The organism is Paraburkholderia sp. SECH4, from assembly GCF_030511745.1.
Lineage (GTDB): Bacteria > Pseudomonadota > Gammaproteobacteria > Burkholderiales > Burkholderiaceae > Paraburkholderia > Paraburkholderia madseniana.
Window position 1 is genome coordinate 1 of the sequence record NZ_JALOCP010000065.1, and the last position, 26,639, is coordinate 26,639.

General features: G+C 58.3%; 22 protein-coding genes and 1 pseudogene. 8 read left to right on the forward strand and 15 right to left on the reverse strand.

The features are described 5' to 3' along the window. Window positions 1-312 (forward strand): hypothetical protein (locus M0D67_RS40035; RefSeq protein ID WP_266243077.1); only part of this gene is annotated, 312 nt, incomplete at its 5' end. Window positions 313-354: 42 nt separating this feature from the next. Here M0D67_RS40035 and M0D67_RS40040 read toward each other — a convergent pair. The 8 genes from M0D67_RS40040 to M0D67_RS40075 all read right to left on the reverse strand — a co-directional run bounded on the left by M0D67_RS40040 (window position 355) and on the right by M0D67_RS40075 (window position 13,535). Further along, window positions 355-2,124, reverse strand: a complete 1,770-nt coding sequence (locus tag M0D67_RS40040) for an AIPR family protein (protein WP_266243078.1) — start codon at window positions 2,122-2,124, stop codon at window positions 355-357. After that, window positions 2,125-3,132: a PD-(D/E)XK motif protein gene (locus M0D67_RS40045; protein WP_266243079.1), complete on the reverse strand. Its 1,008-nt coding sequence runs from the start codon at window positions 3,130-3,132 to the stop codon at window positions 2,125-2,127. Further along, the gene (locus M0D67_RS40050; RefSeq protein ID WP_266243081.1) at window positions 3,116-5,983 is read right to left on the reverse strand and encodes a Z1 domain-containing protein; all 2,868 of its coding nucleotides are present in this window, start codon (window positions 5,981-5,983) and stop codon (window positions 3,116-3,118) included. Before M0D67_RS40050 ends, M0D67_RS40045 begins: the two co-directional genes overlap by 17 nt. A 24-nt stretch (window positions 5,984-6,007) precedes the next feature. Then, window positions 6,008-7,438 carry an ATP-binding protein gene (locus M0D67_RS40055; RefSeq protein WP_266243083.1) on the reverse strand — a complete coding sequence of 477 codons (1,431 nt, stop codon included), beginning with the start codon at window positions 7,436-7,438 and terminating at the stop codon, window positions 6,008-6,010. A gap of 56 nt (window positions 7,439-7,494) precedes the next feature. Next, a complete protein-coding gene (locus tag M0D67_RS40060; protein WP_266243084.1) occupies window positions 7,495-10,320 on the reverse strand; it encodes a sigma-70 family RNA polymerase sigma factor in 2,826 nt (941 codons plus the stop codon). A 1,147-nt stretch (window positions 10,321-11,467) separates the two neighbouring features. After that, window positions 11,468-12,049, reverse strand: coding sequence for an HAD domain-containing protein (locus tag M0D67_RS40065; protein WP_266243086.1), 582 nt, complete (start codon window positions 12,047-12,049; stop codon window positions 11,468-11,470). 565 nt (window positions 12,050-12,614) lie between these two features. Continuing rightward, window positions 12,615-12,845 (reverse strand): hypothetical protein, encoded by a 231-nt coding sequence (locus M0D67_RS40070; RefSeq protein WP_266243088.1) that lies wholly within the window; start codon window positions 12,843-12,845, stop codon window positions 12,615-12,617. Window positions 12,846-13,178: 333 nt separating this feature from the next. Continuing rightward, window positions 13,179-13,535, reverse strand: a complete 357-nt coding sequence (locus tag M0D67_RS40075; RefSeq protein WP_266243091.1) for a hypothetical protein — start codon at window positions 13,533-13,535, stop codon at window positions 13,179-13,181. Between the two features lie 377 nt (window positions 13,536-13,912). Between M0D67_RS40075 and M0D67_RS40080 the strand changes: the two genes are divergently transcribed. Beyond that, on the forward strand, window positions 13,913-14,179 hold the full coding sequence (locus M0D67_RS40080; protein WP_266243093.1) for a helix-turn-helix domain-containing protein: 267 nt from the start codon (window positions 13,913-13,915) through the stop codon (window positions 14,177-14,179). A 331-nt stretch (window positions 14,180-14,510) separates the two neighbouring features. Continuing rightward, window positions 14,511-14,987 carry a site-specific integrase gene (locus M0D67_RS40085; RefSeq protein ID WP_266243096.1) on the forward strand — a complete coding sequence of 159 codons (477 nt, stop codon included), beginning with the start codon at window positions 14,511-14,513 and terminating at the stop codon, window positions 14,985-14,987. Between the two features lie 36 nt (window positions 14,988-15,023). On the opposite strand, the gene M0D67_RS40090 is transcribed toward M0D67_RS40085, so the two are convergent. The 4 genes from M0D67_RS40090 to M0D67_RS40105 form a co-directional block, all read right to left on the reverse strand. Next, complete coding sequence (locus tag M0D67_RS40090; RefSeq protein ID WP_266243098.1) at window positions 15,024-15,434, reverse strand: hypothetical protein; 411 nt, start codon at window positions 15,432-15,434, stop codon at window positions 15,024-15,026. Next, a complete protein-coding gene (locus M0D67_RS40095) occupies window positions 15,434-17,365 on the reverse strand; it encodes a hypothetical protein (RefSeq protein WP_266243101.1) in 1,932 nt (643 codons plus the stop codon). Before M0D67_RS40095 ends, M0D67_RS40090 begins: the two co-directional genes overlap by 1 nt. An 80-nt stretch (window positions 17,366-17,445) precedes the next feature. Then, window positions 17,446-19,371 (reverse strand): hypothetical protein, encoded by a 1,926-nt coding sequence (locus M0D67_RS40100; RefSeq protein WP_266243103.1) that lies wholly within the window; start codon window positions 19,369-19,371, stop codon window positions 17,446-17,448. After that, a complete protein-coding gene (locus M0D67_RS40105) occupies window positions 19,371-20,822 on the reverse strand; it encodes a site-specific integrase (RefSeq protein ID WP_266243105.1) in 1,452 nt (483 codons plus the stop codon). Before M0D67_RS40105 ends, M0D67_RS40100 begins: the two co-directional genes overlap by 1 nt. A 344-nt stretch (window positions 20,823-21,166) precedes the next feature. Here M0D67_RS40105 and M0D67_RS40110 point away from each other — a divergent pair. From M0D67_RS40110 to M0D67_RS40125, 4 genes and pseudogenes are all read left to right on the forward strand, one after another. Next, window positions 21,167-21,421: pseudogene (locus M0D67_RS40110) on the forward strand (DNA cytosine methyltransferase); the annotation flags it as partial. Between the two features lie 30 nt (window positions 21,422-21,451). After that, window positions 21,452-21,898, forward strand: a complete 447-nt coding sequence (locus M0D67_RS40115; protein ID WP_171925005.1) for a very short patch repair endonuclease — start codon at window positions 21,452-21,454, stop codon at window positions 21,896-21,898. A gap of 196 nt (window positions 21,899-22,094) precedes the next feature. Then, window positions 22,095-22,598, forward strand: coding sequence for a YbhB/YbcL family Raf kinase inhibitor-like protein (locus M0D67_RS40120; RefSeq protein WP_154558964.1), 504 nt, complete (start codon window positions 22,095-22,097; stop codon window positions 22,596-22,598). Window positions 22,599-22,736: 138 nt separating this feature from the next. Beyond that, window positions 22,737-24,179, forward strand: a complete 1,443-nt coding sequence (locus M0D67_RS40125; RefSeq protein WP_266243107.1) for an MFS transporter — start codon at window positions 22,737-22,739, stop codon at window positions 24,177-24,179. A 46-nt stretch (window positions 24,180-24,225) separates the two neighbouring features. On the opposite strand, the gene otsA is transcribed toward M0D67_RS40125, so the two are convergent. The 3 genes from otsA to M0D67_RS40140 form a co-directional block, all read right to left on the reverse strand. Continuing rightward, complete coding sequence (otsA, locus tag M0D67_RS40130) at window positions 24,226-25,656, reverse strand: alpha,alpha-trehalose-phosphate synthase (UDP-forming) (protein ID WP_266243109.1); 1,431 nt, start codon at window positions 25,654-25,656, stop codon at window positions 24,226-24,228. A gap of 211 nt (window positions 25,657-25,867) precedes the next feature. Beyond that, window positions 25,868-26,077, reverse strand: coding sequence for a hypothetical protein (locus M0D67_RS40135; protein ID WP_154558961.1), 210 nt, complete (start codon window positions 26,075-26,077; stop codon window positions 25,868-25,870). A 153-nt stretch (window positions 26,078-26,230) separates the two neighbouring features. Next, window positions 26,231-26,455, reverse strand: coding sequence for a hypothetical protein (locus tag M0D67_RS40140; protein WP_266243111.1), 225 nt, complete (start codon window positions 26,453-26,455; stop codon window positions 26,231-26,233). Between M0D67_RS40140 and M0D67_RS40145 the strand changes: the two genes are divergently transcribed. Continuing rightward, window positions 26,405-26,639: hypothetical protein (locus M0D67_RS40145; protein ID WP_266243113.1), on the forward strand; the 235-nt coding region annotated here is incomplete at its 3' end. The genes M0D67_RS40140 and M0D67_RS40145 overlap by 51 nt on opposite strands.

The following is a 26,639-nucleotide window of genomic DNA, read 5'->3' on the forward strand; positions in this document are numbered from 1 at the left end:
AAAATGCCTCATCGGCGTCGTGCATCAAGCAAACTGAATTTTGCAGGGCCGACTATTGAAGTTGTGACTGCGAGTGTCGGCTATCGGGTGCGAGATAGCATCATTCCACGTGTCGCAATGTGCAGATTTCCCATCCCGCAGAAACTCAACGAAATTTTCGAAACACCTGATAAAAAGATACGTGTCGTTGGCGCCTTGTTTATTGAGAACGGCAATGACATGTTGAGACGAACAGCGCGTTCTTGTTCGGGTGAGTCTCCGGTTCATACACTATGGCAAGAGTCCAAACTAGCCGCCAATGCTCCTTTGTGAATCACTCGTGCAATCTTTGGAGTCCAGTGGCAAGTTTCGAGCTCATTGGAGTTCTGGAATCGACCCGTCTGGTGGCGAATATTCCGCTGACAAGATCGCGTCCTTGCATTCGGGTTTCTTCGCCCATTCCGAAATCATCCGACCGTTTGCGGTTCGATCCAGCAGTTCGTTCACTTCGCGCGCCCAACGTCCAATCTGGTCCATCAACTGGCGCGAAGCCCCTTGGGCACTCCATATCCGATCGAGATCGATGCGTTCGCCAAACCGGTCTGCGATTAGGGCGAATGTGTAAGCGGCGATGTTGCCCTGAAAGGCCGGAAACATCGTGCGCATCAACTTCTGAGTGTCCCTAAAAAGCTTTGTCTTAGCTATCATACGTTTGTATTCGGTAACATCGGGCAACGCGACTTCTTCGCTTTCAAGCCCAGACATCGTGGCCATGAACTGTTCGAAATTTTTCTGCGACCCACGACTGACGATGTCTGGCCGCCGGTCCCAAGCAGTTAGGTATTTGGAAAGATCCGTTTTCGTGATGCGCCGAGACGACGGCATAGTTTCCTTCAGCTCCCTAAGCCTCGCAGCAGTAGTTCCCTCACGGGAAAGCATCGTGTTGTAACTCCCAGTGGTACGTTCATAGAACCAGCGGCTACGGCCGTCCGGACAATAAACCGTCATTGATAGTCGTTCGATCTGAACGTGAAAAGGCTTGTTGGCCGACAAATCAGACTGCCTCACTGAGTTCTGACTATTTGCGAACCGGGAAATGTCGGACACCAATGCTTCCTCTTGCGTGGTGTCTTGTATTTTCATGACGATAATTTTGGCTGGCACGCGCACGCGAGAAAGATCGGTGTCGGGGTACTTGCGCTTTGTGAAGTAAAGCGAAGCGGTAGTCTGGCCACCGTTAACGATCTGAAGTCCTTTGAGCCAAGCAATACCCGGAGCACCATCACCGGCGTCCCCAATACGCATTTCGTCGGCCACAACTACGATGCCGTTGTTAAAGGCCATAAACTGGTTTGGTGCTTGCCTCAAGGTGGTTTGAATGCCGGCATTGACGCCTCTCGCCTTGACACTCAGGAATGAACGTACATTGGCCTCGAGCAATCGAGCGCCAAATTGCTCATATAGAACACGTAGCGCTTCTCCCGGTACGGCCGTGAGTGCGTAGTCGTAGCTTTCTCCATCGCCCGGTACGAAGACGCAAGGCAACGCATTGCCGCACAGCTTGGTGAAATCAGCGACCAGTTCATCACGCGGCTTGCCTTCGGACCAGTGACGGTGTAATCGCGCAATGTCCATAACTTCGAGGTGCACGGTCTTTCCGCCAATCTCTCTGGACTTGAACTGAAGTGTCCTCGCCACCCGGTCAGTCAGAACATAGATTCTAATCTGCTCGAGATTATCGTAAATCTGGTGAATGATATCGGCCAGAATGCGCACATCGTCGGACTCGTCGAGTTTGCTCGCAAGCCTGCCCTCAGCGCAAAGCTGCAGGAATCTCAAGCATTGTTCCGCGGCGGCTTTGGTCTCCGAATCCGACACCTGGAGAAGATCATCCACGCCTTGATAGAGACTCACGAACAAATCGAGTTGCTCCTGCTCGTCGCTGACAGCATAGCCGCTCAAGCGAACGTTGGCGCTCCCGATCTTGCGAGAGAAATGCATCGCCTCAGGCTCGTACGTCATGCCGATATCAGCCATGTGCCGCATCAAGACCTCAGTAAATGCGCTTTCCTCGTAGGGCTGTTCGCCCTCGATCTGGGTTCGCACCTCGGCTTGGGTCTCACGCAAGAAGTCGATGAGTTCCATTCAAATCCCTTTCAATTCCATCAGTACTTTTGACAAGTCGCAGCTTTCCGCCGTTGTCCCGTCTATTTCGATTTCGTAAGTGGCACGTTCTACACCGACGGGTACCGAATGCGGTGTCAGTCGAGGAAACCCGTCTTGGACACGTAAGATCCTCATTTCATGAATGTCGAATCGGCGAACGTAACTGCCGGCGTGCTCATGCCGAAATCCGGACGCAGTAATCCGCTCGGCGAACAGCCGTTCCGCCAACGCGTCGCCCGCGATCACGCCTTGCATCATTTCGACGCATTCAGCCAACGATCGACCGCCTTCCTGAAGCTGACGCAATCTGACCGCTGCCAAAAAAAGCGGTTGGCGCACGGTATCGTCCAGTTGCTCCAGACTGCCTACCCGTGCGCGAAAACCCGCAGTCGCAAGTGTGCTCTTGACCTCGACGCCTCCCGTCCCCAGCTCAAAATCTCGCAAGCCGTCCAGCGGACCTCGCCATGCTTCGCAGGCCGTCGCTACATCGATGCCTTCGTTAACCAGTGCGTACAGCACGGAAAGCTCGCCAAAGAGACCGACCTCGCCTTCCGCGCTTAGCGGTTGCCCCCCTTTGCGCATGAATTCCTGCCAGGCACGAACGCGTCCCAGCAGCGTTGCGAGCGATTTGGCTTCATCAGCCTGCCGACACGAAGACAGCGCGGCAACAACATCGCTCGCCATGGCCGCGAATAGATCGGGGCTGCCGCCATCTCTCCGTGTCAATGCAATCCAGACGACACCGGCGTCTAGTGTGACGAGCTCGATGAGAAAGCCGCCGCCCTCCGGCAGTCTGACCGTAGCCGGGATCGAAGAGGCCAGAAATCGCACTAGGATTGCCTCGGTTCCGCCCGGGTAGCGGCGCCCGGCATGTACCAACGGCGCACCCGTAGAGGAGATCGCGATGCTCCGCCATCCATCGCCTGTGTCGCCTATCGACGCCAATGAATGCCACGCGACCTCGAGCTGCTCATTCGCCGGAACCATACTGCTCCTCCCATAGCAAGTGGTCGACCTTGTATTCGACCGATACCTCCTGGTCACTAGACGGAAAGCTTGCCGCGAATCCGATGATCGGCTTGCCCCAACCTTCAATAACGTTTCTTCCATTTGATAGCGGCGAGAGCGGATAGAGCAACAGCAGTCCCCGATTGGTGCCTTTGCCACTGCCCGCAGATCTCAGATCGCGCAGCGAACGCCCACTTGGACGCAGCGGCTGAGGACGCCCCTTGCCCCCTTCGCGCTTCCATGTGCCGATAGTCACGTCGAGAGCGTCCGTCCAGTCGTCAAGTCCGACGTCTATGCCCTCGTCGGCAGGATCCGTCAACACACCAATCGAATAACCGTTGTTGCCCTTCTTGAACGTGCGCGTGGGCATGGCTGTCACTGTGTACGTCTTCGCAAAGTCATAGGGCTTGACTTCGCCGTCGACGCGTCCCTCGGCGATCAATGCCACCGTCCACAGATCCAGCTCGCCTTTCTTGTTCATCTCCTCGACAAACTCCGCCATCACACCCCCATTAGCGCGCTCGATGCCAGCTGCGGCCGTGTAGGCACGTAAAAAGGTCTTAATTCTTTCGGAAGAGACATCTTTCCAAACCCATGAACGGCTCCACTCATCCGGCCTTTCCGGCCGCGCCTGCTCCGGATGCACAATCGCCGGCGCCCTCATTTCCGTGACTAGACGCTCACTTGCATCGAGGTTGCCTTGCAGCGATCCAATATCGCCGGGAAACGCAATGGTTTGCGTCAGGGACCCACTATAAGAAAGCCGCACGGTCTGCGCTGTTCTCATCTTCATCGGCGACGTGACCAGCAAAGTAGGATGAGACGCGACCTTGAGTCCGTATTTGTCTGGCGTGGCTCCTACGGCCACCATGGCGTCGAATTCCTGACGCAATTCATCGGCGGCGTCAGCGATCAAACCGAAATTCCGAATCAGATCACGAGTCGTATAGAGTCGGCAAAGATCGAGATAGCCAGGCCGATAGCCAAACCAACGGCCCATTTGCATGAGCGTGTCGTACATCCTTGTTGTCCGGACGAAATAACTGGTCGCCAACCCTTCGAGGGTTAGGCCTCGTGCGAGCTTGTCACCGCCGATCGCGATCACCTTCAGTCCAGTGGCCTCTTTCTCGACATAATCGAGCGCGTCTTTAGCGGATCCATTGATCGTCTTGACAACGATATCGGCTACAGCATCCGGCAGCGTGGTGACAATCTCATTCCACGACGGCAACGTGTCCGGCTGGTCGCCACCCGTCAACGTCTTCTGAATCACTTCGTGAGTCGGCACGAAGTCAGATTCCCACAGGTCACGTAGATCACTCAGCAGCGCTTCCGAGTCGATATTGCGCGAAAGGCGTTGCGAGATACGCTTGACGAATTCGTCGACCTGCCTCCGCACCTCGTTCTGCACCAAAGTGAGCCGTGTCACATGGATCAGCATCGAGCAGTGTTTGGACTTTTGCCCACGACACGCACGCGCGGCGCACGCGAGCACAAACGAGTAGATAGCTTCGCGCAGCGAGGGCGGTAAAACGTCCTCTCCATTATGCGTCGGGGTATGGTCCTTCTTGTGCTGCGGCGGCATCCAGCCGCCTCCCCCGGAGGCGGCATGATCGTCGAACTCGCGTATGAGCGGAAGCCCCCCGATGCGGTCGCCATTCGGGCCGGTGATACCGAAAACTCGTGTGGGCCCTACATAGTTCGACGGCGCGGCCAGATTAATAATAAAAGAGCGAGGAAACAAATCCTCCCCTTCATCCTTCGTCTTGCCCCGACGGTGAATGAATACGTTGGCAAAGGGCGTCGCCGTGTATCCGATGTAGGCAGATTTTGCGAAGGTGTCCAAAATCTGCCGGATCAGGCTGTTAATGGCCTTCGGCTCATGTTCGGGATCTGGAACCCCGTTTTCATCGAACGCCTGTTCTCCGGTGTCAATGGAAGCGTTATCGGCCTCATCATCAATGATCAATAGTGGCAGGTTGGTCGAGACTCTTCGTCCGGTCCCGGGTTCCATTACGTTTGCGACATGGTTGCTTCTCATCCACCTGAGCAGCTTCGCAAGCACAGATTTGTTTTTCTTGACGACGAATAGCCAAGGGCGTTGCTCGGGCGACACCGAAAATTTTTTGGCGGCCGCGCCGTTGAAGTCACCCTTCTCGTCGCGCGACGTCGCGCAGTTTGGGTGAATGCTCGGATCGCGGTCCTCGAAGAACACGCCAATGGGATTGCCTGGATCGCGGTTCGGAGAGGTCTCGTAACCAAGGAAGGCTTCCTCGAGGCGTATCTGTGTCTGCGAACGCAAGTTGTTGTGCATGCCGGCGAGTACGACGATGATCTTGTAGCCCGCGTCCGCAGCTTTACAGATCAGCGCTGAGTAGCTGCTCGTCTTGCCGGATTGCACGTGACCCACGACCAATCCTCGACGATCCCAAGGCGCGTCCCGCTTCGGGTCTTCGAGCTGCGCAATGATCCCGTCAGTGGACCGATCGACCGCTTCCACCACATTCACCGCAAGCGAGCGCTCAAGGTAACGTTGCAGCCTCTGCCAGTAGCGCCAGTCCTTCTTCATGGACGGCTGAAACCAGTCCTCGTGACCAGCCGAGTCCGTCAAAGCAGAATCGTTAGGCACCCAGTGACTGAACCGGCGGATCAGCTCAGCCACAGCGGCGTCCCTATCGTAGTCCTCAGGCGCGGCTCTCAATGTCATTGCAGCCATCTGCACGTTATCGGCTATCGCGCTTGCCGACCGAGTTGTCTCTTCTGAGGCGTCACGCAAAAGAATTTGCGCGATCGAGATGATTTTTGTTTGTAGTGGTTCGGTTGTTGGCATGATGTCCCCTCGTCGCCATATTGTTCAGTTTGTGTTCCGCAAGGCAGCCACCAGATTCGGATATGCATGAAACGGCTCTGTTGCCGCCAGAGCTGCTCGTGCGAGGTCTTCACTCATACCTCGACGGACGACCATGTCCTTAAATAACACCATCAAAACGCTCTGCACCTCGGCGTTAGGTTCACCGGCAAATCCACCGCGCGGAGTGTCCTTCGCCTCTGCGGTATCCAGCCAGATGCGCTGAACGGGCACCGTCTCCTCGATGATGCGCAGCAGCGCACGGACGAGGTCCACATGATTCCCGCAAGCATCGAATACCGCCGTCACTGCGGGATGCTTCTCGTCGATCCGATATTTCACGCCGGCTTGGGTATGCTCCGCTCGCCAAGCCAATTCGATGGTCGAAGAACCTGACTTGGTTTGCGGCGCCGCACGATAGGCGAATACACGGCGTGCTCTGTTGCGCGTATCCTCGGCCAGCCGGGTGAGCCAGCTTCTCAGGTTCACCGGCGGCCGCGCAGTCGATTTCCGGATGTCGATTTTCCAGGCTGTATCGGCGGTATTGGAAATGTCTAGCTGGACACGCGCCAGCCGATAGGCTTCCTCGCGGTTCCAGGCTCGGCCCTGACCCAAGCCCAACCATCCTCCGGCGACTAGCAGGCGCTCGTTCCGGTAGACGTAGAAACCTTGCTGGGCACTCCACCCCGCAGGGCCACCATCGCGTTCGAACTCAGCGGTGCTAAGCCTGTCCTTATGGGGCAGCACATGGCCTTGCACAGAAATGGGACCGGCATCCGTCGCAATTCTCGCAACCGGTGACTCCCATGGTTTAGCCGCATGGCCTAACATGAAAGGATCCCACGCGACGATGTCACGCCCATTGATCGTCAGCCGTAGTCTGGGCCGCGGTCCGCAAATGATCCGGTGAAAAACCATCGCCAGATGCCGCTCGACTTCATCAACTAAGTCGAGAAAGTGCTCGGGTGAAAACGCTTTGGTCACAATGCGGTCCATGGACTCCCATAGCACCAGCGATCCGTGAGAGCGCCCGAACAGCGCTTCGATGTATGCTTCAGACCCGGAAGCCGGCCCTTCCATCAGCGCCCAGCCGAGGTCCGGATTACGAGCAAGCTCATCGAGATCCCAGCGAAGACAGGAACGCGAACCGCCCCTGATACTCGCTACGGTCATCCTGCGGCATTGAGACAGGGACGCCGTTTTGAGCCCCATACCGAAGCGGCCGAGGTCGTCGGGACTCCGTACATCGAGCGGACTTTTGTCTCCAAGCGTCATGGCGCTTTCGAGTTCCGCGTCGCCCAGTCCCTTGCCATCATCAAGAATGGCTACGCGGCTTGCCGCTCCCTCCCACGAAAATTGAATATCCACGCGGGAAGCGCCCGCCGCAATACTATTGTCGATGATATCGGCGACTGCTGCTCCGGTGGAATAGCCCATGCCTCGCAGGGCCTCAAGCATGGCCGCAGCTCGCGGCGGCGCCTGTCTGGCGAGAATCATTGTCGATAGCCTATGTCCGGTTGCAACGTAAAGCCCATCTTGATCAAGTCGCGGACAAATTTGCGTGCCTTGGCAGTCTGCGGATCGATCGACCCGAATATGAATCTGGCACCCGAGTCAGTCGGGTCCTCCGATACATCTACACCGAGTTCCTGAGCCTGGTCCAACAGTTTCTGCATAGCCATGGAGATTCCTTTAGCTGCCGCAGTGGCAACTGCCTTAGGCAATGCATCGGTCTGCCCGGATGGATCGGTATGTGATACCAAATCGGGTTGTGACGCAACCTCATATGAAACCGTTGCGTCGGCCCATTGATCGGTATCGGCGGTGCACGACGGCGCTCTCTCGCCGGCTGATTTCGTTTGCATCCGTGATACACGTCCTGACGCATTGGCAAGCAATTCGAGGTTCGTCGTAGTTGAAAGTCTGCGGAGCGCCTTTGCTTCGATCTGGCGAACCCGCTCGCGAGTAACGTCAAACATCGCGCCGATCTCCTCCAATGTCCGGGCTTCGGGAATATCGATGCCGAAGCGCAGGCGGAGCACTTCGGCTTCCTTGCGCGTCAATTTTGCAAGCAATGCATTAATCAAGTCGGCCTCTTCGCGCCTTGCCAGCGTGGCAAACGACTCATCGACTTCCTGAAAGTCAAAGAATCCAGTTTGTTGCAATTCATCAATCGAAAGCGGCTCCGAAAGCGCACGAGCCACAAGTTCGAACTTGTCGTACGGCATGTTGCAGAGCCTTGCCCTTTCGGCCAGCGAAAGCGGCTCCCCACGGGCGCGCTCGAGCGCGTCGATATCCCGGCGCTCGCGGGATACTTTCTCGTGAACATGAACGGGTAGCCGGATGGCTAGCGCGGTATCGCCGATGGCGCGATCAATTTGTTGCCGGATCCACCAGGTGGCCATCGTCGAGAACCGGAATCCCCGGCGCCAATCGAAGCGGTCCACCGCCTTTAGAAGGCCGAGATTGCCTTCCTGAATAAGGTCTTCGATCGAGAGTCCGGCATGTACCCGGCGCCATGCTAGGTCCATGGCCAGCCGCAAATTAGCGTGAGCCATACGGTTGCGATGGACAATCAAGCTCGCAATAGCTTGCCGGTAGGCCGTAGCGGCGTGATGTTGATCGTCTTTCGCTACCTCATCCAGCGCGATCAGGAACGGGCGCCTGAAGCGCAACCGCCCGAGTTGATCGCGAATCGCAGACGTCGTCGCCTCCGTCATTGGCTGAACGGCCAGCGCTTGAATAGCACTCACGACGCCAATCGGATCGTCCGCGATTCGCGCGGACTCGTCCTCGCTCAAGGACGCTGACGCCGCAAAGTCTTCGCCTGCGTCGACATCGAGAGCCGGCCCTCCGCTCGGGTCTTCGTCGAATTCAATGCTCATATCGCTGTCGCCCGCTTCACCGCTACTCAAGACGATGATCGTCGACAGGCTAGAAGTACTGCCTGCCGTTTTGTCAATTTCCTCAAGGAGACGGCGCATCCCTACAGGCCAACAGGTCAATGCGTCAAGCGCACGGGCAATTGCATCCTCCATCTGTTGCGCGAGCTGAATCTCTTGGTCCGCCGACAAAAGTGGACGTTTGACCGCTGCGCGCTGGTACAACTGCAATGGACTATTTTTGTCCGCTGACGTTTCTTCGAAATGCTGGATGGCTCCACGTATTTCGAGTTCTTCGCTTTCGGTTTCCTCTGCATCGACGAATACCTCGAAGTTTTCAGATGGGATTGCCGATGAGAACTCGATACGCTCATCGATGTCAGCCCCAATATCTCCGATCACGAATTCGAGCGCGGCCTCGGCACGCAGGTTACGGTCTTCGCCGTCGCCACGGATCGACAGTCCATTCTCAATGGCGACGCGCGGTATGCTGCCCTCGCGTAATGCCCGCAGCAGCAATCGACGCAGCGCGTCCCGAAAACCTTGGTCGTCTAATCGCGGTAGTGGTGTTGCGGATTCCGGCAGATACGCATCAATCTCGTCCCACGCTTCGCTGAGGTCGATTGGCGTATAGTCGTCTATTCGCCGCTGTCGTTCAGTCTCAGCATGAACAACAACCATATTTGCGGCCGGCGGCTCCGAGACATCGACTTCCACCCAGTCTCCAAACGTCAATTCAATTACCGGCTCGTGTTTGCCATCAGGTGTCGCCGACACTGCGACTCCATAAGAAGCAGACATATGCTTGTCGTTCTTATCGTTCACGTTTGAAGAACAAGGGGAAGCAGTCCCGTCTTCATGCTCCGCAGAGCTTGTTGAAACGGAGCCCAAAGCTATCGACCCGTTTTCTGCTCGAAGTCTTTGAAACCTGCCATCGTCCGCAGTACCCCGATCGCGTACCGTTTCGCTTACGGCTGTTTGGGGTGCCTTGTAATTATCTGTGCTTTCGTGAAGTCGGCCTAACGACGCACGAGGTATTTGGATATTACTTCCCGGCCGCTCAATACAGACTTTATCGGCGATCCGACTGTCGGATGTCAGTCCGGCACTCCCTCTCCCGTTTTCCACAAGAGGCATCGAGGAGAGGTCGAAGGAAGCGAAGCGATCCAGATAAGCGCTTATCGTTGCAACGGCGGTAGTAGCGCCGCATTCGCGCGCGATAGTCAAGGCATTTCGGCCGGCCGAATCGACCGCAAGCACGTCAGCACCAGCGCTCAGAAGCAAATGACAAACGCCCGACCAATCGCGGGACGCGGCCACCATAAGTGGCGTAAACCCCTTTTCGTCGCGACACTCAAGATCAGCGCCGCGAGCGATGTGCAATCGCACAGCACTTTCTATCCCCGCCGACACAGCGATCTTGAAGAGTCGTCCCATGCCCTGAGGAGAGTCTGGCGCTCGCGCAGTCACGACCAACCCCGATTCAGACGCAAACATCCCTCGGAGTACCGCGGTCGGCCTGTGCATTCCGTGGGCTCGGCGATCGCCGCTTGCCGACGGTCTAGTTTCGCGCTAGTCATGGGGCCCCGTTTTTTAGTCTCTCTTCTGCTTTTTACGCCATATGCAACCGCCGATGCGCAAAATTTAGCGTATCTTCACACTGGGCGCATTTTTTTGAATAAGACATTGTCGGCGATTTACGACAGATTGTCGAACGCACCGCCGTCCTGCTAACAGGCGACAATGCCGATTTTCGCTCCTTTCGGTAAAGTACCTAATAAACTAGCGGTCTCAAGTGCAGAGCGGTATCGCTTTGAGACCGTTCGCGACATTCATTGGCGCAGCGGTCGTTGCGTGAGCGGCGCTCGCGCAGGCAAAGACTGCCAGGCTTCGGCACGAGAGCAGACCAGAGCCGATATCCAGCGACGAGTTTCCGAAAGCTTCAGCAAGGCCGCGGAGCAACTGGGCAGCGACAAGCTTGCAGTGCGCCTCGGTGGGATTTACACCTTGGAGCGAATCTTGCGCGAAAGCTGGCCGGACTACTGGCCGGTAGCTGCGCATCTAGAGATGCGCGAGGTTCTCATCGTTGGGGACGTTACAACGCAGATAGATGTTCGGTGGCAGCAGCATGGAATCACACATCATCACCGCGTTTTTCCCGATCAGCTGCGCCCGTGCCGTGGAGGTCGTCGGGGTCGCTCCGTACGCATGCATCACAGCCTGAGCCGCCTGTACTCGTTGCCCAACTGGAAGCAAATTTGACAACTGGCTACCGACAGCCCAAACGAAGCGCACTGTATGGCCAGACTTACATCTGAGCAGTGGCCAGGTTTGCGGCCACACGAACTAAATGCGCGTACACGCGAGTTCCGACAAACAGCGTTACTGCAAAGGGGTGAGGGTCCGACCTGAGCTCTCGAGATTCACCTAGCTCGGAACTTTGTCCACTCAACCCTGAACTCGCACGGTCCGGTGCGACGGGCAGGCGTCGAGATTACTGACGCCGGTGCGCGACTTCCCCGGTAATTTCACCTGCGAGTTCGGGATCCGGGCGACGGATCGCCGTCGTCACAATGATTCTTCGTCACTGAGCCTGCGGCTCGTGCAGCAGAATTAGCTTCGTTTTCAGCTCGTCGAGCACGTGTGGCGCACTTACCCCAAGCACTTCGTCGGTGCGGACCAACTGCTCGCGGCACCACGTCGGCCAGTGAAGGTAGTCGTCATCCAGTGCCAGCCAGCCGGCCGGCTTCCTGCGCAGCACATCTGCCCATACCTGCATGCCTCTTGGCGCCTGTCGGAAAGACTCCTCATCCATGTCTTCGTGGAGCGTCGCTCCGACCACCCGGGCTTTCAGCTCGGGTGGCAACTTGCGCGCGACGCGATGGACGCTTCTGTACCAGCACACCCATGACGTGGACAGCACAATGCGGATATCCGGATATGGTCGCAGGACATCGGCAAGCAGCGGAGCGTGCTCAAGAAGAATGTGACCGGAGGGACTGGCAATGTACGGACCCCGGCCGGTGCGCCGGCGCACGTCTTCCGGGTGCAGCACGCCGTCGAAGTCGAGGTATAGCACCAGGCCGCCGGTGGCGACTGGCGGTGGGATGGTGGGCGGCGGTTGCACGTCAGTCAGCGTAAATCGGCCACGATACGTGGCGTGCATAATACCTACTCCCTGTTTGAGTCTGGTTGGCCGATGGCTTCGACGCGCGCAGCGAGGATCGGTACAGGTGTCCTCGATGACGTCGAATGCGGGTTCTCCCGCGGGGCTCGTGGCCCGCGACGTCAGGTAGCGCCAGCGCGGCGGATGTCTCACATCACCATCGCGGAAAGCGCCCATTCAGCCAGTCCGTCCAATCCCAGGCATGGGCGCAATCCCCTTCATCGCTATCGACGGGGCATGCTGATCCTGTGAGTGCCCGGTCAAACTGGCCGCGCCACGGTTCGGGAATATCCGCGAGTCGCACGTACGGCGGTCGGTCATCGCTCTCGATGATCGGCACGGCGAGCCGCAGGGACTGTCTTTCTTCTTCATTAATGCTGAACCTCATCGGCAATTTTCCTCAAGTACTGCTCGTGTTTTGAGTTCGGTGACCGCCATGGTGGATCAGGTCAGCGATACAGTTGTCGTTATTGCATCGGGGTGCCGAACACCATTCAGGCTACCGCGAGGGTGGCTACAGCGCGAACCGGGTACAACCGGGAGCTATCCTTCTTCTCCCCCGGCGCTAATTTCGGCAGTACAGCTGACCACCAGGCCATTTCGCCCAATCCCACGCATACAGGCAGTCGCCCTGCCCGTCGTCATTGAAGACGGGCACCGATTCGCACCGAATCAGCTCGCGCAATCCGCCCTGCCATGGCTGCGGGACGACGGCAATGCGCACGCTATAGGGCAGGCCGTCGCGGGTTGCCAACGGCACAGCGCGTTTCAGTAACAGCCAGTCTTCGTCAGTCATGTCAGATCCCTGTTGGCGACCTGCAGGCAGACACCGGTCAGCGACCCGGATCCTGTCGCACGCGAGACGCGCGAACGTAATGGGTGAGTGGGACGACGCGACGTGGTCGCCTGATCTGGCGCCAGGCCGTGACAAGATGTCACCAGCGAGCACGAGCAGACCGGCAGGCGATCGCACCGCCGGGATGTCATCCGGGAAGCTGCGGTGGAGCATTTCCGGACGAAGATCTGACGCGATCTGGATGCGCATGCTGCCCGGCGTTCCGTCGAAGGGCCGGTGGATGCAGTTCAACGCGACAAGCGCGCGGTGACCGATCGCGGCCCACGGTTCGCCCTACCGGTTCACCTGCCGGGAAACGGCGCGCGCGTCGATGCTCAGCTCGCTGACCAGTTCGGGCAGAACTTCCGAACGCTGCCGGAAACGGGAACAGGGCTGGGGCTCGCCACCGCCAATGGAGTACCAGAATGAAGGTACATCGCCCATCTGGTTCCGCTCGCGCCAGATGCCCGTGACCTGGCCAAAACTCACGTCGCCGTCGTCAGTGGCGCGCCCAACGACGTAAACAGAAAAGGAATCGGTCTCCATCTGCGCGGTAGCTTCGAGCAGTGCCTCCGGCCCTCCCACCAGCCAGCCGTCCGGTAGTTGCCCGTGGGAACGCGCGTTACGCGCCGCAACGATCAGGAAGTTCATCGTCTCGCTGGTCCATCCGACGCATCGCCACGCCTGATAGGGGTCGGCGAGCGCTCGCCTGACAGGATGAAACTCTGCCCAGCTTGTATCCGTTACCAACATCAATGTTCCTTAAGGTTAAATCCGATGCTCACACAATTTGCTGTTTAGCGAAGCAGGTTAAGTCCGAGTCAACTCTCCGCACCAGGTTGAGTCGTTCAGCCCACCCGTGATTTTCCGGCTCGATCCCGCGTATTTTCACGTGTCGAATTCAAACAGACGCAACTCCAAGCTGGGCAAGGCGTGCCGAGCCAAATTACACTGCAAATTCCCAGTATGCTGGGAAGACAAATTATAGCGGCAAAACGACAGTGCTCCCATTTCACTGGGAGCGAGATTTGGAAGCTGTCGATGCCTTTGGCGCCGTATTGCGTGAGCGTCGTCTGCAGGCGGCCTTGACACAGGAGCAGCTCGCCTTTGAGGCCGACATCCGCCGCAACTACGTCAGCATGCTGGAACTCGGTCAGAACCAGCCGACCTTGACTATGTTATTCACACTTGCCGCAGCGCTCGGCTGTGCCCCGAGTGATCTACTTCTGGACGTAGAACAGCGGCTGAAGAGCCCGCGTCGCAAGAAAGGGAAAAATGCAGGTCAAACCGGGTAAGCGGTAGGGGCCGTCTACGAGCCGTACGGCGAAGTAAGTCAGCACAAGCGGACACGACATTCGCCGCTTCCGCACAATCAATTGCAACGTTAAGCGACGTCGCAAGGACCGGTCCTTCGCGCGATGATGGACAGATAAATCGGGAGCGGATCACGCCATCGCGGCGGGACACATCGCGAAAGGCAGCCCCCGCAATTGATGCCTCAGCGCGTATCGATACGTCGTCGATGGCGCCTTGTTCTGGCTTCGCCAGAAACACCGAAGTTCCTGACGTGCCGCCCCATCCGGCAACCCGCCCCCGACCTGACAGGCCCGGCTACCATGCGGCCGATTGAGCCCAGCAGAACCAGCGCGGGTTTGCCGCGATAAGGGGAATAAGCTGCGGGCGATTCCGCTGCCCGCCGTCTGCGTGCCACCGCTGCGCGCGTACCGGCTCGCCCGCGGCTTGACGCCCGAGCCGGGTGCCTTCGAGCTGCTGCCTTTCATTCACAGCGAGAGGCGCGATGCGCTCGGGTCGAGCGGCCTCCATGAGGAGGTCAAGGCGGTCTTTCGTGCGGCGGAAGAGCGTGTCGCGCCCGGTGACGGCGTGACGCTCGCGATGCTGCGCGCGGCGTCGACCCACTGGCTCCGACACGGCTACGTGCGCACGCTGGTCGTTGACCACACGGTACCGCTGCCGGTCGCACAGCAGTTACTTGGACACGCGTCGATGCAGACGACGGCCGCGTATGCGAAGATGGACCTGACGCAGACGCGCGCGTTTGTGGAGGGGGGTTTTGCTAGACCGACCTTCGGGCGTCGACGTTGACCAGTCAGTGCAGCAAGCTGACGACCAAACGGCATGTTAGTCCTGTTTATTCGAAGGCGGCTTGCGCAAAGGAACCACCTTCTCACCGGTCAGACTTGCTAGTTGCTTCTTCACCTCATATAGTTCCTTCAACAAGGAGAGTTCCCGTGCGAGCGCGGCTTCATAGCGAAGCCGGTAGTCTTTTGCATCACCCTTGTATTTCTCCAGCTTCCCTTTTTGGTCCTGATCGAGATCCTGTTCTGCCAAAGCCGCTTCGTTGATGGCCTGTATCAGGTCCGCGAACACCGCACGGGACTTCTTGATGCTCCCCTTGCCGCGTCCTGCCTCAAGCGACACCGCATCGTTGGAAATTCTGGTCCATTTGGGCACATTTTTCGGCTCCCTATTTTGGAGACGGCGCAAGGCCGAATAGTAGTCCTCAAGGGGCTGGTCGCTGCCATCTGTCATTATGTGCTTTCCCCCTTTGATTGAGCGCGCACCCGATCACGAACGTTAACCAGTACGTCGAGATCTGCCTTTTCGCTCTGATATGCTGTTGACGAAGGGTCCAGCGTTGCTACATGCTTCGTATAGTGAACAATAACCCGTTCAAGCATCTTCAATCTTCCAACCAGATGCAAGCATCCCTTGACGCAATCGATATTGAGCCATCGTATCGGCCGCTTGTCGCAGGGTCCGATTTTCGTGCATCCGCCGAGATTGGTTTCCCGGTAGGCTATCTCGCCCTTATCAAACCGTTTCAACGTGACGCCCCTGTCCACCTCGATCTCGCCGTTTCTGTCGCGAAGGCGATGCTCGATCCAATTTCCGTGGCCACCGAACAAAACGTCATCGGAAAGAAGGACATGCTGGATGTAGCTTAGCGCCGACGAGATCGACTGCGTCTCGCGCCACTCAAAAGAAAAGTGTCGATTACCACCGCGGATAAAGTCCTTCGCGAAGGCCGATCCTTTTGCGTAGTAACGCGACATTTCTTCGGTGATATGCTGAAGTTGACGTCGCAGCGAGGGAAGTGAGACCAGCCCTGATCGTTGCGCATAAAGCGCGAGCGACCGACGTAGCTGATGACTCGTAAAATTCCATGGCACCCCGAGCTGGAACTTCTGTTCCGACCGCCATGCCCGATGGGGATCGATCTGCTCGAGTTCGCACAGGTCCTCCTCGGTCAATGCCGGCCGCAGAAGCGCGCGCACTTTTTCTCCAGCCTGCGTTATTTGGTTCCGGCCCGGAAGCATCCGGTTTCCGCGCGATTTACTCCACCGGCCCCTAATCAGCCCGAGATGGGCTACTGACGCCAGAAGGGGCACATCCCGCAGGCCCAGGTCACCATTGAGCTTGCCCCGCGTGAACAGGTTGCGGTTGAGGCTGGTAATCTGCCTGGCGATTTCGATCGCCCGGGCTCCCTCGCGGCTTGTGATCCACCTTGTCTTCTTTGGTCTCCCGCCGTTGAGTTTCGTGGTCGTTCCGTGGATTACGTAGTGTGTGCGGCCATGTTCATGGCGCTCCTCCAAGCATCCATACATAAGGGAGGATATCTCGCTGTCGCGCATGCCGGAAAACGCCTGGATTGTAAGCCGGACAAAGGTCAGGATGCGTCGAAGACCCGCCGAGAGACCATTGACGGTTTGATTTAATCCCTTTGCTCTGAAGTATTCAGTCAATCCGAACTCGTCCAGCAGCGCTGGCATTGCCGGCTCGTAGGGGCTACCCTTTGCTCGCAGGTCCCTTTTCGTACTCTGGTGGTTCGCCCCCCGCCCGCGCAGTGGGTTGAGGACGCACTCGCGCGTTAAATCAAGGTAATTCTGCGCGACCAACTGGAAGTCCGTCAGTTCCTGTGAAAGCACCGATATGACATGCGAATAGATTCGTGTCGGTAGTGGGGAGTGCTGTTTTAGCGAAGCAACGTAGCGATCAGAGACCACGTTGATAGCCTTGATGAATTTCTTGTCTGGAACTGGATATCCTGTAACGTTGCTGCCGATCCGCGCCAGTTTCCCGAAAAGATTGCGCAACTCCCGGACGATGTGGGCCTTTTCAGTGGTAATGAATGTCCAAAGCAGTGGAGCGTCGGCCAGAAGGCGACGAACGGAAAGCTCCCGCTTCTCGCAGTGAGTTGCGAGCCGACGGAACATCATCATATATTTTGCAAGAGTGCTAAATGTATAGTGCCTTGCCCCGGAACGCGAGATGAGGCAGTACATCAGCCAGCGGATTTCCGAAACGAGGTCACTGCGCTTTTCTGTCAACGCCTCGGGCTGCCCCCAGTAGCAGAAGTTCAGTATACGGATCTCGCCGGAAGGACTGTACGGCGTCCAGTCCCATGCAAGCTCCCCGTATCTTGACGCAACTTGTCCATCGGCAAACTGACTGATAACCATGTCGTCCGACGGCAACGAAGGCGATGCAGGAACGACAGACCATGGTGACGTGGGCAGTGGACTAACATTCATGTTACTTGTCATATGGCCAGTTCCAGATTGATGAGCATTTCCAGTTTGCCCGACCAGTACGGATCCAGCTCTCCGGCCTCGACTTCGCGCACAATCCGGGAGACAACCCCCGGAGAACGCTGGTCGATTTCATCGAGTAGGTTCTGGATACGCTCGAAAATGGGCCCGAAGAGTGTCTGAAACTGCTCGTGACTGTCGGCGAGATGGGCAGTACGCTCGATGCAGTACCGGCAACTTGCAAGCTTTCGCACATCGGGCTCGTCGGCATGCACCTTGTACTTGTCGCAGAAGAGGCATCCTTCCGGAGTCTGGCAATCTGAGCTAACTGGTGCGTCACCGGACTGATGGGGCGAGCCGTGGGCAGAACACTTGCCCACCGGTATCTCAACCCCATTCTCGATCTGCTCGCCTTTGGCGATTACGGCGCCCTGAAGGCCATCGAAGAAGTCTGCGAATTCGCTTTCCTGAGTTCTGGGCGAGCCTGCGGCGTATGAACGCAGCACGGTCCTGATCGAATTCTGGAGCACGCGAGCCACAGTCACAGGATCCTCCTTTGCGCGCAGCAAGACGTCGCTTTTGGCTGCACGGAATTTTCTGGAGCCGAGAACAGGCAGGTCCGGATGAATGTTCAGAAGGGACTTGTAGACGCGCCATAGCCACAAACCCGAATCCGCTAGCGGCTCGAGCTCGAATGTCACTGAGTTCTCCCGCGCACTGAGTGGCCGATTCAGAAATAGCGGGTCGAAGTCACGTCCATCAAGCAAGTACGTCCGTAGTTTCAGAAATCTTTTGAATGCCGGCATGAAGATGTTCTGGATTTCAAACGAAACGAGTCTTCCACCCGCACGATACTTGATCGTCCTGAATCCTTGCCGTTCCATGCTCACTTCGTAATCTTCGTTCCACGGAAGCGCTGCGACACCGGCCCAGTTCATGCCGGTGTGGGTGAGAAACAGGAACACGAAAGCATTGTGCGCTGTGAAAGCGGCATTGACTCGGAAGACATTGCGAACTGTCCCGTTGCCACGAGCAATGGCGGTCTTTGCCGTCGCAACCGCCCGCTTTGCCGAGTCCTTCGTCGCGTAGCGATGTTCAATCTTGTCGGCCGGAAAGACTGTGCCGGCTTCATAGTCAAACGCCCATACCGGAGTACCCAGACTCTCGCGATCAGCCAACTGATACGGTGGCATACACCATTGGCGTGACGGGAAGATCCATAGGACATCATTGAGAGCCCGCATGAATCGGGGCACCGTTAGAGCAAATGGATACGGTTGACTGTCGAGGCAGAGCGTCGACAGTCCTTCAAACAGTGCATGACAAAGTGCGAGTACCTTGCCTTTATCTTCGTCGGGTGGCGGCTCGGTGATCTGCTTGTCACTCCCCTTGGATTGACTGAGATCGATCCCGTGGTGCAAGGTGTCGATACCAGTCAGAGCCGACAACACCTTCATTGTGTTGTTTTGGTAGTGTACAGCGGTAGTCGGTGAGAGTGTGTTTGTTTGAATCCGTTCCCTCAGATGCTTCACGTAGGCGTGAAAGGCTTCCATGACAGTCGACGGATCCGTCAGCACATCGCTGTACCCATTCGATTCGGCGTAGTGCAGGAAAAGGCGATAACAGTTCGCCCAGCTGCCAGCCGTGGTGACTCTCTTGCCACCCGCGGTAACAAGTTCGGAAAAATACCGGATCGCGGCCCGGACTGGTTCCACCCGTGATCGCTCGAAAGTGTCCATGTCTACCAGCATCTCGCACCGAGGGCGATTGCGGCGTTTCCGGAATTTCCCCGAGACAGATCGCGTCGTATAGCAGAACGCGCCGATATCGAATGACTCTCCTTCTCCGAACAGCAGTATCGCGCGCTCGGGGTGCAGCAGTTCAACTTCGGCAGGAAAAGGCATAGTGAGCAGGTCAACCGGACGTTCAGACAGCATCAGTTCAACCCCGCCATGACGCGCTCACACAGTTCTCGCAGATGTTCCTCGTGCTTCTCCTCGACCCGGCGCACCTGCTCCAGTCGTTGACGAAATTTCAGATACCTCTCGGTTGTCTCCGAAGACTCGTGGCCCATACGCACCTGAACATATTCCCGAGCTTGATGGAGCGTTGTCCGCCCCTGCGCCACCAGATCCAACTGATAGTCGGTCCAGTTCATGCCTGCAGTCGCGCGAAGATCGTGAAAGCGGTAGTAAAAGTGTTTGGCTCCATGAGTCTCGCGAATGTATGGCACAACACGTTCGGTAATGAACTGACGCACTGCCTGACCGGACTTCGTATGTCGCAACGTGTTCTCTTGATTGAATTTCGTTGAATCAGCCTTGCTCTGATAAAACGGGACGCCCTGTCGGCTCAGGAAGAGGTATTGGTCCTCGTGATCACCCCCGGTTGCGCGCAAACGACGCTTTCTGGCTCGTGGACTCTCGGCATAGGTACGCAACTTCTCACAAAACCATCGCGGAATGTGAAGCACCATTTGCTTGTCAAACTTGGTGTCAATTCCGGTTCCGTGCCCTACAGGCAGCCTGGCCTCGCTCTTTGGATCTCTGGGCACCGGGAGATAGACATCCTTCACCCGCAACGTAAGAACGGTCTGGATACGCGCGCCCGTAAGAAGAGCGAAAACGTGGATGAGCGTCATTTCGGTATTACCTATGGAACTCAGGGCTTCAATCAGCCACTCCTGCTCATCACGGGAAAGCGGGCGTAGCTTTGCCCCGTCCTCGATGGTTCCATCGTACGGATCGTCCTGCACAGGAACGTTGATCCTCAGGTCGGTCGTTTTGACCACCTTCGTGCGCCGAAATCCCTGCTTGTCTGAAAACTCAACGTAGCGATCACTTTCTGCCCACGGTTGGTTCGCGGGCGTAAAAACCTTCTCTTCGGCAAGCCAGCGATAAAAGGCGATAACAGAGCCCATCCGACGTCTGGCAGTGGCGGCGGCAATTTCACTTGCACCTATTGAGAATTTCAGGTGACCGTTGAAACGGTAGGTAGGCCTTGCCAGTCTGTTGTCTGGAAACTTCGTCCAGTCGACGTCGTATTCATCAAGGAAGCGGCGGTATGCGGACAAATCGTCCGCGATGCTTGCAAAAGTCGCCATCGACGGAGCCGGAGTTCCTTCAAGGCACGATATGAGGTAGACCGATGCCTCAGACCAGGGAGCGCCTGCCGCGTCAACCACAACAGGAAGAAGATTAAACTGATGCTTCATCCATCTTGGCTTGCCATCAGGCCGGCTACCTTCGTCCGGGACGAGTTTCTCGCGACAAAAATATGGTTCGCGTGCGTCGCTGACCAAAACCGCGGCAGGATCGTTATCGTCTGAGAGCTCCGTGAGAACAAACCGGGGGAGAAGGATTCTTCGTGCCACGCTGCGATGATGCAATTTACCTCCTTCGAATTGGGTCGATCCGGGTACGCGTATTGACGTTCAAACTCGGCTCGAAGAGTTGCCTACTAGTCAACATCGCCGAGGATCACACCGCAGCTCGCGGACAACACCCAGGTCCGCGACATTCTCCGTTGACTGACCGCCTTCCGATGGACGACGGTACGGTGTTGCTTTCCGGCTCCGGGGGCTTCGCTGCGGCTTTGCACTCAATTCCGAAAAACCTTTCAAAACGACAAGACACCAGATTTCCTGACCATTGAAGGCGATGAAACCGCCTTGTCAGTCCATTTTGAGCATACTTGCAGATGTTGACAATAGCTGGTTTACTTATGCGTAGGTCGGAGATTCTGGTCTATCAAGGCGAGCAGTTGCGACCGCGGCGCCTCACGCCGCGTGAATGTGCACGGCTGATGGGCTTTCCCGATACCTTCAGGATTCCGGTCAGCGACACGCAGGCTTACCGGCAATTCGGCAACAGTGTCGTCATGCCGGTGATGCGGGAAGTGGCGCGCATCATGCTGCCGCATGTGCAAACCCTGCTCGCCGAGGAGATGCACAATGGTTCGAAGCAAGCCCTTTCGCTCTATTCCTGAGCGCCCCGATCCGCTACCCGGACGCTAACGATGGTCGATATCGTCGACAGCGCAACGCGTAGCCGGATGATGTCCGGCATTCGCGGCCGCAATACGAAGCCGGAAATCCTGATCCGCAGCCTGCTGCATGGCCGGGGCTTTCGTTTTCGTTTAGACGCGCGCGATCTGCCGGGCCGGCCGGATATCGTGCTGCCGCGCTATCGCGCCGTCGTGCTGGTGCACGGTTGTTTCTGGCACGGTCACGATTGCCATCTGTTCAAATGGCCGCAAACCCGGCCCGAGTTCTGGCGCGACAAGATCGGCCGCAATCGCAGCAATGACGACAAGGTTCGCGCGGCGCTGCTTGCAAGCGGCTGGCGCGTCGGGGTGGTATGGGAATGCGCTTTGCGTGGCGCGAATCGCGATATCGAGGGCGTGTTGCAGCGGCTCGTCGAGTGGTTGAAGAGCGACGCGCCGAGCTTTGAGGAACGTAGCTGAAAGCTGCTTGTAGCCTGCCCTGTTGGAGGGAACTCAAGAGCCGCTGGTGATACACTCGATTAGCTAGCTCGGGGCATTTTTTTGCGTGCCGATGCTCCAGAAATCAGGCAGCAACTGGCCGGCAGCTCAATGGCAAGCCGGTAGCAAAAACAGCACGCTCCGACCATCCCAGAACCACCAAGAAGGGAGGCACACGATGGCTGATTTCCGTCTCTGGTCCGACGATTTCCCCACCAACGGCTTTATGCCGAAAGCCCACGAATACCACGACAAGGCCTTCGGCGTAGACGGCGAGAATATTTCGCCCGCGTTGCAGTGGGATGCGCCGCCGGGCGATACCCAAAGCTTCGCACTCACCGTTCACGATCCGGACGCGCCTACCGGCAGCGGCTTCTGGCACTGGGTCGTCGTCAACATTCCGGCTGATGCGCGATCGCTGCCGCGCAACGCCGGCAAAACCGATGGCTCGCTGCTGCCGCAAGGTGCGCTGCAGTTGCGCAACGACTACGGCACGGTCGGCTTCGGTGGCGCGGCGCCGCCGCGTGGCGACAAGACGCATCGCTACATCTTCCGCCTGCATGCGCTGAAGGTGCCGCATCTGCCGATCAACGCGGAGACCACCAACGCGGTCGCGCGCTTCATGACACATCTGAACGAACTCGACTCGACCACCCACACCGGTCTGTACGAACTCAAGTAACGCGTGAGACGCGATGCCGGGACGCTATCGCAGCGCCGGCATCGTCAATGAGTGCCGTCTTGTCTTTTCGGGGCGACACGCAGCGCGCGTGGCTCATCATAGGATCGATGCGCCGCCCCATTCCAAATCAAAAGAACGATGCACGCACAACCATCGCGCAAGGACGGTTCGATGCCGGCCGATGCCGCCTCCGCCGCTCCACTCGCCGCAGGCACACCGCTCGCGGACAGCACCGAACAAGGCTTGCCGATTCCGCAACGCTATTGGGCGATGCTGGTTATCGCCCTCGCCCTCACCCTGGCAGTGCTCGATAGCGCGATCGCCAACGTGGCGCTGCCGACCATCGCGCGCAATCTGCATGCAAGCGCGGCCGGCTCGATCTGGGTCGTCAACGCTTACCAGCTCGCCATCACCATTTCACTGCTGCCGCTTGCGTCGCTCGGCGATCGCATCGGCTACCGGCGCATCTATCTGGCCGGGCTGATCCTGTTCACGGTGGCGTCGTTCGGTTGCGCGTTGTCCACTTCGCTGCCGACGCTCGCGCTCGCCCGCGTGGTCCAAGGCTTCGGCGCAGCGGGCGTCATGAGTGTGAACACGGCGCTCGTGCGCATGATCTATCCGCCTACGCAGCTTGGACGCGGCGTTGCGATCAACGCGATGGTCGTTGCGATATCGTCCGCGGTCGGGCCGACGGTCGCCTCCGGCGTGCTCGCCATCGCCTCGTGGCCGTGGTTGTTCGCGATCAATGTGCCGATCGGGATCGCGGCGATTGTCGGCGGCTTCAAGGCGCTGCCGATGAATCCCGGCCACGAGTCTCCGTACGACTATCTGAGCGCGGTGATGAACGCGTTCGTGTTCGGTCTGCTGATCTTTGCAATCGACGGTCTCGGTCACGGCGAGCACATCGGCTGGGTCGTCGCTGAGGCGCTCGTTGCGGTTGTGATCGGCTACTTCTTCGTGCGCCGTCAATTGACTCAACCCGCGCCCCTGCTGCCGATCGATTTGCTGAGAATTCCGGTGTTCGCCCTGTCGATCGGCACCTCGGTGTGTTCGTTCTGCGCGCAGATGCTGGCCTTCGTGTCGTTGCCCTTTCTGTTGCAGGACACGCTGGGTTTGTCGCAGGTAGAAACCGGTTTGCTGATGACGCCGTGGCCGGCGGTGATCATCATCGCCGCGCCGATTGCGGGTGTGTTGTCGGACAAGGTGTCGTCCGGCTGGCTGGGCGGCGTCGGACTCGTGACGATGACCGTGGGCCTGCTGCTGCTCGCCACCCTCGGCGCGCATCCCGAGCCCATGCAAATCGCGTGGCGCATGGCGCTGTGCGGCGCAGGCTTCGGGATCTTCCAGTCGCCGAACAATCGGACCATGTTGTCCGCCGCGCCGCGAGAGCGCAGCGGTGGCGCAAGCGGGATGCTCGGCACCGCACGCCTGACCGGACAGACGCTCGGCGCAGCACTGGTCGCGCTGATCTTCGGTATCGCGCCGCAAAATGGGCCGACTATCGTGCTGTATGTGGCGGCCTGCTTTTCAGCGGTCGCCGCCGTGGTCAGCATGATGCGCGTGGTAAAGAGTTCGACGTGACCGGCACGCGCGGTCCCTGAAGGCGCCCGCGCCGCCTTTGATACGACTACGACGACGATGCCGTCACGTCAGCGAGCTTTACCGCTTTGGCCGTCACCGAAGAGGCGGTCGCAACGTTGCGCAGATCGCCCAGGAACGTATCGCGCCACACCGACAGATTGTTCTCGCGCATCGGCGCCATCATGTCCGCGTGACGCGCCTGACGCTCGGCGAGCGGCATCGACAGCGCACGCTCCAGCGCCTCGGCCATCTGCGACAGGTCGAATGGATTGACGACCAGCGCCCCCGGCAGTTGCTCAGCCGCACCGGCAAATTGCGACAACACGAGTACGCCCGGATCGGCCGGATCCTGCGATGCGACGTACTCCTTCGCGACCAGGTTCATCCCGTCACGCAGCGGCGTCACATAGCCGACCTGCGATTGACGGAACAGCGCCATCAGCAGATTGCGCTCGTACTTGCGGTTCAGGTATTGAATCGGCGTCCAGTCGAGTTGCGCGAAACGGCCATTGATGCGGCCGGCTTCGCCCTCCAGCGTCTGACGAATGCGCTGGTAGGTTGTCACGTCCGCGCGCGTCGGCGGCGCGATCTGCACCAGCGAAACGCGTCCGTGCCACCCCGGAGCATTCAGCAGCAGCCGTTCGAATGCCTGGAAGCGCTCCACCAGACCCTTCGAATAATCGAGCCGGTCGACGCTCATGATCAGCTTGCGCCCGCGCATGCCGTCACGCAGGCTGCGCACCGGCTTGCGGTCGGTGAACTGCTCGGCGGCCTTGGCGATCGCGTCCGGATAGATGCCGATCGGGTACGCGGCCACTTTCAGGAAGCGGTTGTAGGCGTGCACCATGCCGTCTTCGCTCGAGGTGCCGTGCTGGCCGCGCTCGATAAAATCGACGAACGACTGGCGATCCGCTTCGGTCTGGAAACCGACCACGTCGTAGCTGCACATCGCCTTGACCAATTCTTCGTGCGGCGGAATCGTACGGAGTACTTCCGGCACCGGAAACGGAATATGCAGGAAGAAGCCGATGGGATTCTTCACGCCGAGCTCGCGCAGGCAGCGCGCGAACGGCAGCAGGTGATAGTCGTGCACCCAGATGATGTCGCCGGGTTTAAGCAGCTCCTTGAGCTGCTTGGCGAGCGTCGCGTTGACGCGCTGATAGCCCGAGTATTCCTGCCGGTCGTAGCGCGACAGGTCGTTGCGATAGTGGAACGTCGGCCACAGTGTCGTGTTGGAAAAGCCGCGATAGTACTGGTCATAGTCGCGCTTGGTGAGGCCCACCGTCGCGTACGTCACATTGCCCTGCTTTTCGATCACCGGCGCGGACGGCTCGCTTACCGTTTCACCACTCCAGCCGAACCAGACTCCGCCGGTTTCCTTCAACGCGTCCAGCACGCCGATCGCGAGGCCACCTGCTGCGGGGCGGCCTTCCTGGGTCGGCGCCACACGATTCGATACCACGATCAGTCTGCTCATTGGTGCTCCACCTGGTCGGTTGCTTCGTTGCATGCGGATATGTGCCAAAAAGGTGCATGCAAGTCGCGTGCCGTTTTATGAGATGCCGGAAATAAAAATGTATGTAAATGTGACAAACGAGCAGAAACGCGCGGCATCAGAGCACCGCGAGGAAATTTTTTCTGCTTTGCGTGACGAAACCGGAACCCTTCTTACCGGCCGTCAGCCGGGCTCATGCGTCCTGTTCCGAACCGAGATCGCGCTGGTACTCCAGCCCTTCCCGACGCACGCCGCCCTGGTTGTGCTCGCCGTCTGGCGGCGCATCGGGCGCGACGCGGTTCTGCGCGGCCGGGTCCGGCGACTCCGGCGGGGCGCTCTTGCTGCCTGGCCGGGAGTCGCGTTTCGAGTGGCGCGCGGAACGTCGCAGTGCTGGGTGTCTCATGATTGATGCCTCCGGGGGAAGCCCGCCGCCATCGTGAGCGGCGTCAATTCAGTGTAGGGTTCACGACGGTAAATTGCCGGTAAAAGATGCGCCGGCTTTGTAACAAGTACATAAATTCGCTGCGTTGGACTGTGGTGCAGCGCACAGAACATGTCAGAGTTGCATGCTGGAGGCTAGCAACGGCGGACACCGACTGGCTTGTGGCGTTTGCGTGGGCTGCGACGGCGGATCGCCGATCGGCGGCGCAACCGGTTCGATGGGGTCCGGAGTCGGACTTGGAACGGTGTCGGGCTCACCAGGATTCGGCGGCTCGTTGGGTTCAGGACGATGAGCGCGCTGCGGGAGGGGAAGCGGAGAAGCGGCGGCGTATTCCGGCATGTCAGTTACCTCGTTTTGCGTTCCATCGAACCGCAGCAAGGCCCATGCCGAATAAAAGGAAGGAAAAAAACCGACGAATGGTTCGAAGACCTACGCTTCGGCGCGCGCAGTGCCGCCGGAAGAATGACGCCCTTGTCACAAGCGCATGCCGGTGCACGAACCCAGATTCCAGATGCACCACTAC

Bases quoted from the DNA above. Each gene is read 5' to 3' on its own strand.
- M0D67_RS40040 (WP_266243078.1), bottom strand. From the start codon at position 2,124: ATGGAACTCATCGACTTCTTGCGTGAGACCCAAGCCGAGGTGCGAACC.
- M0D67_RS40045 (WP_266243079.1), bottom strand. From the start codon at position 3,132: ATGGTTCCGGCGAATGAGCAGCTCGAGGTCGCGTGGCATTCATTGGCG.
- M0D67_RS40050 (WP_266243081.1), bottom strand. From the start codon at position 5,983: ATGCCAACAACCGAACCACTACAAACAAAAATCATCTCGATCGCGCAA.
- M0D67_RS40055 (WP_266243083.1), bottom strand. From the start codon at position 7,438: ATGGGCTATTCCACCGGAGCAGCAGTCGCCGATATCATCGACAATAGT.
- M0D67_RS40060 (WP_266243084.1), bottom strand. From the start codon at position 10,320: ATGGGACGACTCTTCAAGATCGCTGTGTCGGCGGGGATAGAAAGTGCT.
- M0D67_RS40065 (WP_266243086.1), bottom strand. From the start codon at position 12,049: ATGCACGCCACGTATCGTGGCCGATTTACGCTGACTGACGTGCAACCG.
- M0D67_RS40070 (WP_266243088.1), bottom strand. From the start codon at position 12,845: ATGACTGACGAAGACTGGCTGTTACTGAAACGCGCTGTGCCGTTGGCA.
- M0D67_RS40075 (WP_266243091.1), bottom strand. From the start codon at position 13,535: ATGAACTTCCTGATCGTTGCGGCGCGTAACGCGCGTTCCCACGGGCAA.
- M0D67_RS40090 (WP_266243098.1), bottom strand. From the start codon at position 15,434: ATGACAGATGGCAGCGACCAGCCCCTTGAGGACTACTATTCGGCCTTG.
- M0D67_RS40095 (WP_266243101.1), bottom strand. From the start codon at position 17,365: ATGGTTATCAGTCAGTTTGCCGATGGACAAGTTGCGTCAAGATACGGG.
- M0D67_RS40100 (WP_266243103.1), bottom strand. From the start codon at position 19,371: ATGCTGTCTGAACGTCCGGTTGACCTGCTCACTATGCCTTTTCCTGCC.
- M0D67_RS40115 (WP_171925005.1), top strand. From the start codon at position 21,452: ATGGTCGATATCGTCGACAGCGCAACGCGTAGCCGGATGATGTCCGGC.
- M0D67_RS40120 (WP_154558964.1), top strand. From the start codon at position 22,095: ATGGCTGATTTCCGTCTCTGGTCCGACGATTTCCCCACCAACGGCTTT.
- M0D67_RS40125 (WP_266243107.1), top strand. From the start codon at position 22,737: ATGCACGCACAACCATCGCGCAAGGACGGTTCGATGCCGGCCGATGCC.
- otsA (WP_266243109.1), bottom strand. From the start codon at position 25,656: ATGAGCAGACTGATCGTGGTATCGAATCGTGTGGCGCCGACCCAGGAA.
- M0D67_RS40135 (WP_154558961.1), bottom strand. From the start codon at position 26,077: ATGAGACACCCAGCACTGCGACGTTCCGCGCGCCACTCGAAACGCGAC.
- M0D67_RS40140 (WP_266243111.1), bottom strand. From the start codon at position 26,455: ATGCCGGAATACGCCGCCGCTTCTCCGCTTCCCCTCCCGCAGCGCGCT.